Consider the following 14026-nt stretch of genomic DNA (forward strand, 5'->3'; position numbering starts at 1 on the left):
CCTTTGTCATTGTAGTGACCGGCCGGCGTATCAGTGATCAGCAGCTTTCTGACCTGTGACTTTCTCTGAAAGCGGTCCGATCACCCGGGTCACAACCGGGATCAGCAGCATCCCCAGCACAATCCCGAAGATCCCGTCGAGCAGTGCCGTGACACTCCATTCGATTGTGCCTGCGGCCTCGCCCGCACCACCGGCCACGGCCACAGCGATGTCATGGATGGTGTCATAGAGCCAGGGGAAGCCCAGCACGTCCAGCCCGTGGATGATAATGGAGCCACCGACCCAGAGCATGGCCGCCGTACCGATAACCGTGAGCAGTTTTAGAAGCACCGGCATGCCTTTGACGAGGCCGGTGCCTACCGACCGGGTGATCCCTGTCATCCCGTTTGCCGCCAGCCAGACACCGATGTCATCCATTTTCACGATGAGCGCGACCGTACCGTAAACGAGGATCGTCACCGCGACACCGGCAAAGGCCAGGGTTGCTGCTTCAAACCAGAAATTCGGGGCTTCGATATTGGACAGAATGATTGTCATGATCTCGGCAGACAGAATGAAATCGGTTTTGATTGCACCCTTTACACGCGTTTCTTCCAGATGCAGCGGGTCGCCCACCGACATATCTTTTTCGACGTGTTTATCTCCGTGCGGAAAAAGCCAGTGAAAGACCTTCTCCGCCCCCTCAAAACATAAATAAGCCCCGCCCAGCATCAGGAGTGGCGTGATGATCCAGGGCGCAAACGCATTGAGCAGCAGCAGCGCCGGCAGCAGCACGATCATTTTGTTAAAAAGCGATCCGCGGGTGATTTTCCAGATGATCGGCAGTTCGCGTTTCGGCTCGAAGCCGGTGACGTATTTCGGTGTGACGGCAGCGTCGTCAATCACAACACCTGCCACTTTTGATCCGGCCTTGGCGGCCTGGCCGACCACATCATCCACGGATGCCGCAGCGATTTTGGCGATGGCCGCCACGTCATCAAGAAGTGCCAGAAGACCGCTCATTACACCGATTCCCTTCGCGTTTGCACGAATGCATATGCCACAGCCCTGCGCGCCGTGCACGGGGACAGTTAACGATAACAACACCGAACCAGCGCCGCAGGTTCCCTGCCCGGCCACTGGTTTAACGCTAACATACAGATTCCATGCCGTTTTTGCCATTTCGCTGCAGCGACCGCCCCCCTATATCGTCCCCAGGGGTATTACGGAGTACGGATTATGACGGTCAGAGTGGGTATCAATGGTTTCGGGCGGATCGGGCGGTGCACGCTGGGTCATATCATCGGCTCGGGGCGCAACGACATCAGTGTTGTCGCCGTGAATGCCACCGGACCGCTTGAGACCGCAGCACATCTGATGCGTTACGACTCCGTTCACGGGCGCTTTCCCGGCGAGATCGTCACCGGCGCCAACACGATGGATCTGGGGCGCGGACCGATCCGGATGATGTCGAGCTATGACCTCAATGAACTGGACTGGGAAGGCGTGGACGTCGTTCTGGAATGCACAGGGCAGTTCAACGACGGGGACGCGGCCAGAACTCACGTTGCGCATGGCGCCCGCCGGGTACTGATCTCAGCACCGGCAAAGAATGTGGACCGCACCGTGGTCTTCGGTGTGAACCACCGCGACCTGCTCACCTCGGACACAACGATTTCAAACGGATCCTGCACCACCAACTGTCTCGCCCCGATGGCGATGGTCATGGATGATGCGATCGGCATCGAACGCGGCATTATGACGACCATCCACTCCTATACAGGTGATCAGCCGACGCTGGACCGTCGCCATGACGATCTCTATCGTGCGCGCGCTGCGGCCATGGCGATCATCCCCACATCGACAGGTGCAGCCAAAGCTCTGGGTGAAGTGCTGCCGCGTCTGGCAGGCAGGCTTGACGGCACTGCGATGCGGGTGCCCACCCCGAATGTATCGGCCGTGGATCTGACATTCGAAGCGCCACGCGATGTCACGGTCGATGAGGTCAATGCAGCCTTTGAGGCCGCTGCGTCCGGGACGATGTCACGGGTCATGTCCTATGACCCCGCGCCCAAGGTTTCGGTGGATTTCAATCACACCGAACAAAGCTGCATTATCGCGCCTGAGCAGACCAAAGTGGTCGGCGGACGCACTGTCCGGGTGCTGGCCTGGTATGACAACGAATGGGGCTTTTCCGCACGCATGGCGGATGTTGCGGCAACGATGGGCCGCCTCGACGACTGAGGCTTGCCCCGGTGCAGCCGGGCTGGCATATCACCGCAAAGAGGCTGCCAGGCTGTGGTGGCCTGTGTAATGCGGAGAGACCGTCAGTGACAAACAGGATCGCCATCGTTCTGGGCGCCGTGCTTATCGCGCTGATCCTTGTGGATGTGCTTTTTTTCTCGGCCGGTGGCATCGTTTTTCTGGGGCGCCGGTTGCTGGATCTGATCGACTGGCTCGCCTTCTGGCGGTAACGGCGCGGGGGCGCGGGCCCGCGCAGAAAGAACATCATGGGCATCAGGATCGGTATTAACGGGTTTGGCCGCATCGGGCGGACGCTGCTGCGCGTTCTGGCTGAACCCGGCACCGATGACATTGAGGTCGTGGCGATCAATGATCCCGCACCGGCAGAAGCGCTGGCGCATCTGCTGGCCTTTGATTCCATCCACGGGCGCTTTCCCTGTCCCGTGCGTCTTGACGGTGAGCATATTGATTTCGGACGCGGGCCGGTAAGGCTCACGGCGCTGAGCGACCCGGCGGACCTGTCCTGGGATGACGTGGATGTGGCGCTGGAGTGCAGCGGTCATTTCACCCGAAGGGCAGATGCGGAACGTCACTTCCGGAACGGCTCGGGCCGCGTGCTCCTCTCGGCACCGGCCAAAGGCGACGGTCCCACAGTGGTTTACGGCGTAAATCACAGCCGCATCAGTAAACAGGACCGGTTGATTTCAAACGGCTCCTGCACAACCAACTGCCTGGCGCCGGTCGCCCATGTCCTGCATGAGGCGATCGGGATCCGTCGTGGCATGATGACCACGGTTCATTGCTATACGACCTCACAGGGGGTGCATGACGGCCCGCACGATGATCTTTATCGCGCGCGCGGGGCGGCACTGTCGATGGTGCCCACCTCGACGGGGGCTGCGGAAACACTCGGGCTCGTGCTGCCGGAGCTTGCCGGGCTGATCACCGGTCAGGCGATCCGGGTGCCGGTGGCGGATGTTTCCTGTATCGATCTGACGGTCGAGGTGGCGCGGCCTGTGTCGGCGGATGAGGTTAACGATTTGTTCACGGAGGCTGCCGCCGGGTCGATGCGCGGGATCATCGGTGTGACAGCCGATAAACTGGTCTCGCGTGATCTGCTGCGCGACCCGCACAGCGCGATCGTTGTGACCGATCAGACCCGGGTTCAGAGTGGCACTCTGGTGCGCATCCTGGCCTGGTATGACAACGAATGGGGCTTTTCGTGCCGGTTGCGCGATATGGTGCGGGTGGTGGCAGCGAGCAGCTGAGCCGCGGCGTCAGCGTTCTTCAATCCGCGCCAGCAGCTTTTCACGCACCAGCGGGGTCACGAACTTGCTGACGTCCCCGCCCAGACGCGCGATTTCTTTGACGAGCTTGCTGGCAATTGCCTGGTGCTGTGCCTCGGCCATCAGAAACACCGTTTCAATGCCGTCATCAAGCTGCCGGTTCATGCCAACCATCTGATATTCGTATTCAAAATCCGCCACAGCACGCAGCCCGCGCACGATAACCTGCGCGCCCACATCGCGTGCGCAATCGATGAGCAGGTTCTCAAACGGGTGCACGACGATTTCCATGCCGGTCTGTTCTGAAAGTTTAGCACCTTCGGCCTCGACCATCGCCACGCGTTCCTCAAGATCGAAAAGCGGGCCCTTGTCACGGTTGATCGCAACACCGATCACCAGCCGGTCAAGCAGCACAGACGTGCGCCGGATGATGTCCATATGCCCGAGCGTCACGGGGTCAAAGGTTCCGGGGTAAAGGCCGACACGCATGGCCACGCTCCTGTCTTCTTCTGCGGGCTTAACCGATCATTTCAGAACGCAGATTGCAAGCGCCTCACGCGGGCGGCGGACGGGGTGCAAGACACCGGCGGGCTCAGTGGCCCATGATCATGCCTTCAAGGGCGTCTTTTTCCATGGCCAGTTCCATCAGACGCGCCTTAACAACGTCGCCGAGGGAAATGAGGCCTTTCAGTTCGCCGTTCTCAATGACCGGCATGTGGCGGAAACGTCCCTCGGTCATCTTTTTCAGGATCACATCAGCAACGTCATCACCCGAACAGGTCACCAGCTTGGAGGTCATCAGCGTATCGACAGTATTGGTCAGGCACCCTGCGCCCCGCGCCCCTATTTCGCGCACGATGTCCCGCTCTGACAGGATGCCATCCAGCGATTTGCCATCCCGCGAGACGATCACCGTGCCGATGCGTTTTTCCGACAGCATTTTGGCGGCCTCGGAGACCAGCGTTGTCGGTGGTACAGTGACAACACCTTCTGAAGACTTGGTTTTCAGGATCTGGGAAACAAGCATGCCACACCTCGTTCTGACGCATCTGTGATCTTCTTCAGCGTCACCGCAAACCGGCTTTCTGTCAAGCCTGGGCTTCCAGACGGGCAACCTCTGCGCGCAGACCCGCGCTCAGGCTTTCCGCAAAACGGGTCAGTCGCGCGTTGCGCTGATCGTCCGCGTGGCGGATCAGCCAGAAAGACCGCGTCAGGCTCACGATGTCTGTGAGCACCCGGCGCACTCCGGGCGTGGCGGGCAGCGAAAAGTCATGCGCCACGCCGATCCCGCCGCCCTGCCGGATCAGATTTACCTGAACGGAGGCCGAATTGGACGCCAGCGGCACCCGGGCCATGCCGATGTCAGCAAGGTAATCCAGTTCGCGGTCAAAGATCATATCAGGGATGTAGCCGACCAGCCTCAGCCCCTGCAGATCATCCAGCGTCTCCACTGGTCCGTATTCTGCAAGATAGCCCTCCCCTGCGGCAAGATGCAGCCGGTAATCGGTGATCTTCTGCACCACCAGCCGCCCGGCTCCCGGCGCGCTTACCGCGATGGCCATGTCCGCTTCACGCCGTGAAAGGTTAAAGACGCGCGGAAGTGCCACGATCTGGATATCGAGCTCAGGGTTATCGTCGGAAATGGCAGCACAGACCTGGGGCAGCAGATAATTGGCACATCCGTCCGGCGCACCGATGCGGATCTGTCCGCGCAGCTGTTCGCCCTGCGCCGGCAGGCCTGCGACCGCCACGCGCATGGCCTGTTCTGCAGCTTCGGAGCGCGCCAGCAGAGCCACACCTGCGTCAGTCAGCGTGTAGCCCTGGGGGGATTTGACAAACAGTGCCGCCTGCAGCGCCGTTTCCAGCCGCGCCATACGCCGCCCCACGGTCGCGGGATCCAGCCGCAGGCGTTTGCCCGCTCCCGACAGGCTCTCTTCGCGCGCCACGGCCAGAAAAAGCCGCAGATCGTCCCAGTTGGTCTGCACAGCACCTCCCCGGGTCATGCAAAAATGCAAGGCTGATTTGCTATCTTTCCTCTTTAAGGCCCGTTTTTGCAAGACTATACCCGTAGCTGACCACGAACCAATCCATGTCGTTTGCCGGGCGGGAGCCCTGGCAGCGCAGCATCAGGGAGGCTGTCATGCAGGAACTCACACACTATATCAACGGCGCACACGTTAAGGGGACGTCCGGGCGGTTTGCCGATGTGATGAACCCCGCCACCGGCGAGGTGCAGGCGAAAGTCCCGCTCGCCTCGACCGAAGAGATGGGCCAGGCGGTCGACTATGCCACCGCCGCACAACCGGCCTGGGCCGCCACCAACCCGCAGCGTCGCGCGCGCGTTCTGATGAAATTCGTCGATCTGCTGAACCGCGATATGGATAAGCTCGCGGAGGCGCTGAGCCGCGAGCATGGCAAAACGCTGCCCGATGCCGCCGGCGACGTGCAGCGCGGTCTTGAGGTGGTGGAATACTGCATCGGTGCGCCGCATCTGCTGAAAGGGGAATACACCGACAGCGCCGGACGCGGCATTGATATGTATTCGATGCGCCAGGCTCTCGGCGTGACAGCGGGCATTACGCCCTTCAACTTCCCTGCGATGATCCCGATGTGGATGTTCGCGCCGGCAATTGCCTGTGGCAACGCCTTTATCCTCAAACCCTCTGAGCGCGACCCTTCCGTGCCGCTGATGCTGGCCGAACTGATGGAAGAAGCGGGCCTGCCCAAAGGCATTCTGCAGGTGGTGAACGGCGACAAAGAAGCCGTCGACGCGATCCTGCACCACGATGTGATCCAGTCCGTGGGCTTTGTCGGCTCCACACCGATCGCCGAGTACATCTATGGCACCGGCTGCGCCAACGGCAAACGGGTTCAGTGTTTCGGCGGTGCGAAAAACCACATGATTATTATGCCCGACGCCGATATGGATCAGGCCGCGGATGCGCTGATCGGTGCGGGATATGGTGCTGCAGGCGAGCGCTGCATGGCGATCTCGGTTGCCGTGCCGGTAGGCGATGAGACCGCCGACCGCCTGATCGAAAAGCTGGTGCCTCGCATAGAAAAGCTGAAAGTCGGCCCCTATACCGCCGGAAATGACGTCGACTACGGCCCGGTGGTAACGGCTGCGGCCAAGGCCAATATCGAACGCCTCGTGCAGACCGGTATCGACCAGGGCGCGAACCTTGTGGTCGACGGTCGCGATTTCAAACTGCAGGGCTATGAGGATGGCTTCTTTGTGGGCCCGCACCTCTTCGACAACGTGACAAGGGACATGGACATCTATAAATACGAGATCTTCGGCCCGGTTCTGTCGACCGTCCGCGCACAGTCCTATGAGGAAGCGCTGGGGCTCGCGATGGACCATGAATACGGCAACGGGACTGCGATCTTTACCCGCGACGGCGATGCGGCGCGTGATTTCGCCAACCGGGTGAATGTGGGCATGATCGGTGTCAACGTGCCGATCCCGGTGCCGCTGGCCTATCACACATTCGGCGGCTGGAAGAAATCGGTCTTTGGCGATCTCAATCAGCACGGGCCGGATGCGTTCAAATTCTACACCCGCACCAAAACCGTAACCGCGCGCTGGCCGTCCGGCATCAAAGAAGGCGGCGAATTCTCGATCCCCGTGATGGAATAAAAATAAAGGGTCGCACTTCGATGCGGCCCTTATAATATGGGCGGAGGCAGCAGGGGAATTCCGTCATTATGAGCGATATCAGCATCCGTCAGACCGGGGTCGCCGGGCGCATCACACTCATGCGTCCTGACGCTCTGAACGCCCTGGCCTATGACATGTGTCTGGCGATTGAAGCAGCGCTCGACCGCTGGCGCGATGACGACAGTATCGCGCATATCGTGATCGACGCAGAGGGCGAACGGGCCTTCTGCGCAGGCGGCGATATCGCGGAACTCTACGCAAAAGGCATCGCGGGCGATTTTGACTATGGCCGGCGCTTCTGGGCCGATGAATACCGGATGAATGCGAAAATCTTCAGCTACCCCAAACCGGTCATTTCGTTTCTGCAGGGCTTCACCATGGGGGGCGGTGTCGGCATCGGCTGTCACGGCTCTCACCGCATCGTCGGGCAAAGCAGCCGGATCGCCATGCCTGAATGCGGCATCGGGCTCATACCGGATGTGGGCGGCACGCTGATGCTGGCGCTGGCACCAGGGCGTCTGGGCGAATACCTCGGCACAACGGCCACCCGCATGACCGCCGCTGATGCGATCCTCGCCGGGTTCGCGGATCTGATGATTGACGAGGCCGCCTGGCCCGGCCTGATTGAGGCGCTGGAGACCGGCGGAGATGCGGCGGGCCTTGAGGCGGCAGCCACCGACCCCGGTGCTGCACCGCTGCAGACACATATGGCGCAGATCGACCGGCATTTCGGCGGTGAGACCGTGAGGGATATTATGACATCCCTTTCGCATGATGACAGCGACTTCGCCCGCGACACCCTCAGGTCGCTCTCGCGCATGAGCCCGCTGTCGATGGCCTGCACCATTGAGGTTATTCACCGCCTGCGAGGGCCTTCGCTGACGCTGGCCAGGGCGCTCGATCTTGAGTACCGCTTTACCAGCCGGGCGCTGGAACACGGTGACCTTCTGGAAGGTATACGGGCGGCGATCATCGATAAAGACCGCAAGCCTGTCTGGCAGCATGCGGGCCGTTCTGTGCCGCCCGCTGAGATCAGTAAAATGCTGATGCCGGTCAGGGACAATCCCCTGCAGCTGGAGGGGACAGTAATGAAAAGGGCAAAAATCGGCTTTATCGGGCTCGGAAACATGGGCGCACCGATGGCCGCCAATCTCGCGCGGGCCGGGCATGAGGTGACCGGGTTTGACACCGCCGGCACCACCGCAGAGGGCGTCAGCACGACGCAGACCGCCGCCGCAGTTGCGACAGACGCCGATGTGGTGATCTGCATGCTGCCCAACGGTGCCATTCTGCGCAATGTCGCGGAAGAGGTTCTGCGGGCAATGAAGAAAGGCGCTTTGTTACTGGATTGTTCGACCGTTGATGTGGAGGCCGCGCGCGCGGTCGCGGCTGCTGCGGAAGACGCCGGTCTCCTGTTTGCCGATGCCCCGGTGTCGGGCGGGATCGGCGGCGCTTCGGCGGGTACTCTGACCTTTATGGCCGGCGGCACCGAGGCCGCGTTTCAGGCTGCCAGCCCGCTTTTCGACGTGATGGGCCAGAAGGCGGTGCATTGTGGTGAGGCCGGTGCGGGCCAGGCGGCAAAAATCTGCAATAATATGATTCTCGGTGCGACGATGATCGCAACCTGCGAAGCTTTCGCACTTGCGGACAAACTCGGACTGGACCGCGCCAGGATGTTTGACGTTGTCAGCACCTCATCAGGTTACAGCTGGAGCATGAACGCCTATTGTCCGGCACCCGGCATCGGGCCGAAAAGCCCGGCTGACAACGGCTATACGCCCGGGTTTGCGTCAGAACTGATGGTCAAGGATCTGGGGCTTTCTCAGCAGGCCGCCGAGGCCGTTGATGCCGACACGCCAATGGGCGCTCTGGCGCTGGCACTTTATCGTCAGTTCGTCGAAAAAGAAGACGGGAAGGGCAAAGATTTCTCTGCCATGCTGCCGCGATTTGAGGCGCGTGGCCGGTCCTCCTGAGGTCGCATCTGAACGGTCTGCGCGCCGCCGCGCGGAGTATTCTGAGGAAAGTCGCATCAAGGAGCCCTGCATGCCGCGTCCTTTTCATGAATTCGCCGCCGGTCTGAGCTATGACGATCTGCCCGCCGATGTGCTGCGCGTGCTGCGGCGCTCATTTCTGGACACGATGGGGGTGGCCGCGGTGGCCTCGCGGTCAGACATGGCAGGCATTGCGCGGACCGCGGCTCTGGCCCTCTTCGGTCCGGGTGCGGCAGGCGGGTCGCGCATTCTGATGCATGGCGACCGGGTGAGCCCTGCGGGTGCTGCCATGGCCGGCGCAATGACAATCGACAGTGTTGACGCCCACGACGGAACATCCCCGTGCAAGGGGCACGCGGGCTCTGCCGTCTTTCCCGCGCTGCTCGCCGTTGCGGACATCAGGAACGACCTGCAGGGATCTGATTTCGCTGTCCTACTGGCCATTGCCTATGAGGTCAGCTACCGCGCCGGCCTTGCGCAGCATGCCACCTGCGCCGACTACCACACGTCGGGTGCATGGACGGCCACCGGTGTCGCTACGGCCTGCGCGCGCGCTCTCGGGGGCACGGCCGGTCAGATCAGGCATGCAGCAGGTATCGGCGAGTATCATGGCCCCCGCAGCCAGATGATGCGCTGCATTGACCACCCAACAATGTTGCGTGATGGCGTGGGCTGGGGGGCACCATCCGGCGTTACGGCAGCCTGGCTGGCACTTGCCGGTTTCACCGGTGCCCCGGCGCTGACCTGCGAGGAAGCGCCGGCCTTCTGGGACGATCTCGGGTCCGCCTGGCGCCTCGTCGAGGACACGCATTACAAACCCTACCCCTGTTGTCGCTGGGCGCATCCGGCCATTGACGCGGCCGCCGACATCATGCGCGGGAACGGGCTGCACCACAGTGATGTGGCCTCGGTGGAAATCCGCACCTTTCACAACGCCACCCGGCTTGCCGGGCACACCCCCGCCAGCCCGGATGAATTTGCTTATTCAATCGCCTTTCCGGTGGCCACAATGATTGTGCGCGGTCAGGTCGGTGTCGCTGAACTGGCGGCTGAAACGCTGGAAGATCCGGATATTCTGCGCATCAGCCGCGCCACGGAACTGGTTGATGATGAACACTTTACGGCGATCAGTATCGGCAAACGCTGGGCAGGTGTTTCGATCCGCACCAAGGACGGTCGGGAGCTGAGCACAGACGCACGTACGCCGCGCGGCGATACGGATATTCCCCTGAGCGATGACGAGATTTCAGACAAGTTTCATCTTTTTGCCGATCCGGTCATGGGACGGGCGCGTGCAGATGAGCTTGAGGCGCTGTGTGGCAGATTTGATCAGCTCAACGCGTCGGATTTCTCACGGCTCAGAGATCTGTGTCTGACAGGTGCTGATGCGCCGGTTTCCGCCGTTTCGTAAACCCGGTGCAACTTTCGCCATATTCCGGCGTTATACCGGCAAAGTAACCGGAGTATTAAAATGCGATTCATGATCCCTGCCCTGATGGCTGCCGCGGCACTCATCACCCCTGTTCCTTCCAGTGCAGCGCCCAAAGGGTGCCCGCCGGGACTTGCCAAGAAATCACCGTCCTGCGTGCCGCCGGGTCAGGCGAAAAAGGGTAACTACAAAAATACCGCGCCTTATCGCCGGGGTGACGTGATCAGTGGCGACTACATCGTGATCCGCAATCCGGACCGCTACGGGCTGGACCGCTCAGGCACCTACTACAACAGCGACGGCTACGTTTTTCGGGTGGACCAGGAGACACGTGAGGTGCTGGATTTCATTGGTGCTGCCGCTGCCCTGCTCAACTGAGCGAAAAGGCAAAACCCGCCAGGTTTCTGAGCAAACCATGGCGGGTTTTTATTTGGAGAGCTACCACACACCTTCTAGACCCCGCCCCCTTAAGGGCGGGTTAACGTGCAGGCTTATTCCGCCGCAACCCGACGCTGTGCGGTGAGCATCGGCTTGAGGTACTTGCCGGTGTAACTTGCGGCAACCTCAGAGACCTCTTCAGGCGTACCAGTCGCCACGATCTCGCCGCCGCCATCGCCGCCCTCAGGACCGATATCAATGATGTGATCCGCGGTCTTCACCACATCGAGGTTATGCTCGATCACGATTACTGAATTGCCCTGATCGACCAGTTCATGCAGTACTTCCAGCAGCTTGCGCACATCCTCAAAATGCAGACCCGTCGTCGGCTCATCAAGAATATAGAGCGTGCGCCCGGTTGAGCGTTTGCTGAGCTCTTTTGAGAGCTTCACCCGCTGCGCCTCGCCGCCCGAAAGCGTCGTCGCCTGCTGTCCGACCTTGATGTAACCAAGGCCCACGCGCATCAGCGCATCCATCTTTTCACGGATCGACGGCACGGCCTGGAAAAATGCCTGCGCATCTTCAACTGTCATATCAAGAACGTCTGCTATGCTCTTGCCTTTAAACTTAATTTCCAGCGTCTCGCGGTTGTAACGCTTGCCTTTGCAGGTCTCACATTCGACGTAAACATCCGGCAGGAAATGCATCTCAATCTTGATCACACCGTCGCCCTGGCAGGCCTCACAGCGCCCGCCTTTGACGTTGAATGAGAACCGCCCGGGTTTGTAGCCACGCGCCTTGGCCTCCGGCAGGCCGGCGAACCAGTCACGGATGGGTGTGAAAGCCCCTGTATAGGTCGCGGGGTTGGAACGTGGCGTGCGTCCGATCGGGCGCTGGTCAATGTCGATAACCTTGTCGAGGTGCTCCAGACCCTTAATCGTCTCACAGGGTGCAGGCGTCTGGCGCGCGCCGTTAAGCTGCATCGAAGCGGTTTTGAAAAGCGTCTCGATGGTCAGCGTGGATTTGCCGCCGCCTGACACGCCCGTCACGCAGACGAATTTACCCAGCGGGTAGTCGGCCGTCACATTCTTGAGATTGTTGCCGGTGGCTTTTACCACCTGCACTTTTTTCCGGTTTCCCTTGCGGCGCTCTGCCGGCACAGGGATTTCACGTGCGCCGGTAAGATACTGCCCGGTGATGGAGTTCTTATCGGCGGCGATGACAGCCGGGGTGCCGTGACTGACGACCTGACCACCGTGCACGCCGGCGCCCGGGCCGATATCAAAGACATAATCCGCCTCGCGGATGGCTTCTTCATCGTGCTCGACCACGATCACCGTGTTGCCCTGATCGCGCAGGTTTTTCAGCGTGAGCAGCAAGCGGTCATTATCACGCTGGTGCAGGCCGATGGAGGGCTCATCAAGCACATAGAGCACGCCTGTCAGGCCCGAGCCGATCTGGCTCGCCAGCCGGATCCGCTGGCTTTCCCCGCCCGACAGCGTGCCGGCGTTGCGGCTCAGCGTCAGGTATTCGAGACCCACATTATTGAGAAACCCCAGCCGTTCGCGGATCTCTTTCAAAATCGCCCGGGCAATCTCATTTTTCTGCACCGTCAGGTTTTCCGGTACCGTCTCACACCAGTCGAAAGCCTCCCGGATGGACATCTGTACCACCTGTCCTACGTGCAGGCGCTGGTCTTTGGGGCCCTTCACCGGTCCGATTTTCACGGCCAGCGCTTCTTCGCGCAGACGGTATCCGCCACAGGTGCCGCAGGGGCGGTTGTTCTGGTAACGCTCGAATTCCTCGCGGATCCAGTTACTGTCGGTCTCGCGGTAGCGGCGTTCCATGTTGGGGATCACACCCTCAAAGACCCGGGTCACCTGGTAAACGCGCCCGCCTTCATCATAGCGGAACGCGATTTCTTCCCTGCCGGAGCCATAAAGAAATACCTGCTGTACCTTCTCAGGCAGATCCTTCCATTTCGTCGACTGTTTGAATTTGTAGTGCTTCGCAATGGCTTCGATGGTTTGCAGAAAATAGGGGGATTTCCCCTTGCGCCAGGGGGCCAGCGCGCCATCGGCAATCTTCAGGTTCTGATCAGGCACAACGAGGCGCTCGTCGAAAAAGAGCTCCACACCCAGACCGTCACAATCAGGACAGGCGCCAAAAGGCGCGTTGAATGAAAAGAGCCTCGGCTCGATCTCCGGGATCGTGAACCCGCTGACCGGACAGGCAAATTTTTCCGAAAAAGTGCTGCGCTCGGGGTCGCCCTCAGCCGGCGCTGTCTCAAGGATCGCGATGCCGTCGGCCAGATCAAGTGCGGTGCGAAGGCTGTCGGCGAGACGCGTCTCCAGCCCCTCGCGCACGACGATCCGGTCGACCACAACGTCGATGTCATGGCGGAACTTCTTGTCGAGCGTTGGCGGTTCATCAAGCTCGTAGAACTCGCCATCCACCTTGACCCGCTGAAATCCCTGTTTGCGCAGCTCCAGAAATTCCTTGCGGTACTCGCCCTTGCGGTCGCGGATGATCGGGGCGAGCAGATAAGCACGCGTCCCCTCCTCCATTGTCATGATCCGGTCGACCATATCCTGCACCTGCTGGGCCTCAATAGGCTTGCCTGTGGCAGGCGAATAGGGCGTGCCGACGCGGGCAAAGAGCAGTCGCATGTAGTCGTAGATTTCAGTCACCGTGCCGACGGTGGAGCGCGGGTTTTTCGATGTCGTCTTCTGCTCAATCGAAATCGCCGGGCTCAGACCGGAAATGTGATCCACATCCGGTTTCTGCATCATATCGAGGAACTGCCGCGCATAGGCTGACAGCGATTCCACATAGCGGCGCTGGCCTTCGGCATAGATCGTATCGAACGCGAGGCTCGACTTGCCGGACCCGGAAAGCCCTGTAATCACAACAAGCTGGTCGCGCGGGATATCCACGTCGATGTTCTTGAGATTATGCTCGCGCGCGCCGCGCACTTCGATGTTTTTCAGCTCAGCCATCCGGCACCCCCTGGTGTACCTGTCAGACATAGGCGCATGGCCGGGATTCTCCAACGAAA

The 14026-nt window shown here is 60.6% G+C and carries 12 protein-coding genes and 1 pseudogene; 8 read left to right on the forward strand and 5 right to left on the reverse strand.

From position 1 onward, the window contains the following. Positions 1-30: 30 nt before the first annotated feature. On the reverse strand, positions 31-1002 hold the full coding sequence (locus G3256_RS10025; RefSeq protein WP_169640684.1) for a DUF808 domain-containing protein: 972 nt from the start codon (positions 1000-1002) through the stop codon (positions 31-33). A 216-nt stretch (positions 1003-1218) separates the two neighbouring features. On the opposite strand from G3256_RS10025, the gene gap (G3256_RS10030) reads away from it, so the two are divergent. The 3 genes from gap (G3256_RS10030) to gap (G3256_RS10040) all read left to right on the forward strand — a co-directional run bounded on the left by gap (G3256_RS10030) (position 1219) and on the right by gap (G3256_RS10040) (position 3491). Further along, positions 1219-2223, forward strand: coding sequence for a type I glyceraldehyde-3-phosphate dehydrogenase (gene gap / locus G3256_RS10030; protein WP_169640685.1), 1005 nt, complete (start codon positions 1219-1221; stop codon positions 2221-2223). A gap of 86 nt (positions 2224-2309) precedes the next feature. After that, positions 2310-2453, forward strand: a complete 144-nt coding sequence (locus tag G3256_RS10035; protein ID WP_169640686.1) for a hypothetical protein — start codon at positions 2310-2312, stop codon at positions 2451-2453. A gap of 36 nt (positions 2454-2489) precedes the next feature. Next, the gene (gene gap / locus G3256_RS10040) at positions 2490-3491 is read left to right on the forward strand and encodes a type I glyceraldehyde-3-phosphate dehydrogenase (protein WP_169640687.1); all 1002 of its coding nucleotides are present in this window, start codon (positions 2490-2492) and stop codon (positions 3489-3491) included. A 9-nt stretch (positions 3492-3500) separates the two neighbouring features. On the opposite strand, the gene coaD is transcribed toward gap (G3256_RS10040), so the two are convergent. The 3 genes from coaD to G3256_RS10055 all read right to left on the reverse strand — a co-directional run bounded on the left by coaD (position 3501) and on the right by G3256_RS10055 (position 5494). Further along, the gene (gene coaD, locus G3256_RS10045) at positions 3501-3998 is read right to left on the reverse strand and encodes a pantetheine-phosphate adenylyltransferase (RefSeq protein WP_169640688.1); all 498 of its coding nucleotides are present in this window, start codon (positions 3996-3998) and stop codon (positions 3501-3503) included. Between the two features lie 103 nt (positions 3999-4101). Continuing rightward, positions 4102-4536, reverse strand: a complete 435-nt coding sequence (locus tag G3256_RS10050; RefSeq protein WP_169640689.1) for a CBS domain-containing protein — start codon at positions 4534-4536, stop codon at positions 4102-4104. Between the two features lie 61 nt (positions 4537-4597). After that, positions 4598-5494 (reverse strand): LysR family transcriptional regulator, encoded by an 897-nt coding sequence (locus G3256_RS10055; RefSeq protein WP_169640690.1) that lies wholly within the window; start codon positions 5492-5494, stop codon positions 4598-4600. Positions 5495-5649: 155 nt separating this feature from the next. On the opposite strand from G3256_RS10055, the gene G3256_RS10060 reads away from it, so the two are divergent. The 5 genes and pseudogenes from G3256_RS10060 to G3256_RS10075 all read left to right on the forward strand — a co-directional run bounded on the left by G3256_RS10060 (position 5650) and on the right by G3256_RS10075 (position 10968). After that, complete coding sequence (locus tag G3256_RS10060) at positions 5650-7149, forward strand: CoA-acylating methylmalonate-semialdehyde dehydrogenase (protein WP_169640691.1); 1500 nt, start codon at positions 5650-5652, stop codon at positions 7147-7149. Positions 7150-7217: 68 nt separating this feature from the next. Continuing rightward, positions 7218-8231, forward strand: a pseudogene (locus tag G3256_RS19345) (enoyl-CoA hydratase/isomerase family protein); the annotation flags it as partial. Next, complete coding sequence (gene mmsB, locus G3256_RS19350) at positions 8217-9143, forward strand: 3-hydroxyisobutyrate dehydrogenase (protein WP_343044392.1); 927 nt, start codon at positions 8217-8219, stop codon at positions 9141-9143. The pseudogene G3256_RS19345 and the gene mmsB, both read left to right, overlap by 15 nt. 70 nt (positions 9144-9213) lie before the next feature. Continuing rightward, positions 9214-10572 (forward strand): MmgE/PrpD family protein, encoded by a 1359-nt coding sequence (locus G3256_RS10070; protein WP_169640693.1) that lies wholly within the window; start codon positions 9214-9216, stop codon positions 10570-10572. A 60-nt stretch (positions 10573-10632) separates the two neighbouring features. Then, complete coding sequence (locus tag G3256_RS10075; RefSeq protein WP_246227522.1) at positions 10633-10968, forward strand: excinuclease ABC subunit A; 336 nt, start codon at positions 10633-10635, stop codon at positions 10966-10968. Between the two features lie 113 nt (positions 10969-11081). On the opposite strand, the gene uvrA is transcribed toward G3256_RS10075, so the two are convergent. Further along, positions 11082-13967: an excinuclease ABC subunit UvrA gene (gene uvrA / locus G3256_RS10080; protein ID WP_169640694.1), complete on the reverse strand. Its 2886-nt coding sequence runs from the start codon at positions 13965-13967 to the stop codon at positions 11082-11084. Positions 13968-14026 lie beyond the last annotated feature (59 nt).

The sequence above is a fragment of the Roseobacter ponti genome, assembly GCF_012932215.1.
Lineage (GTDB): Bacteria > Pseudomonadota > Alphaproteobacteria > Rhodobacterales > Rhodobacteraceae > Roseobacter > Roseobacter ponti.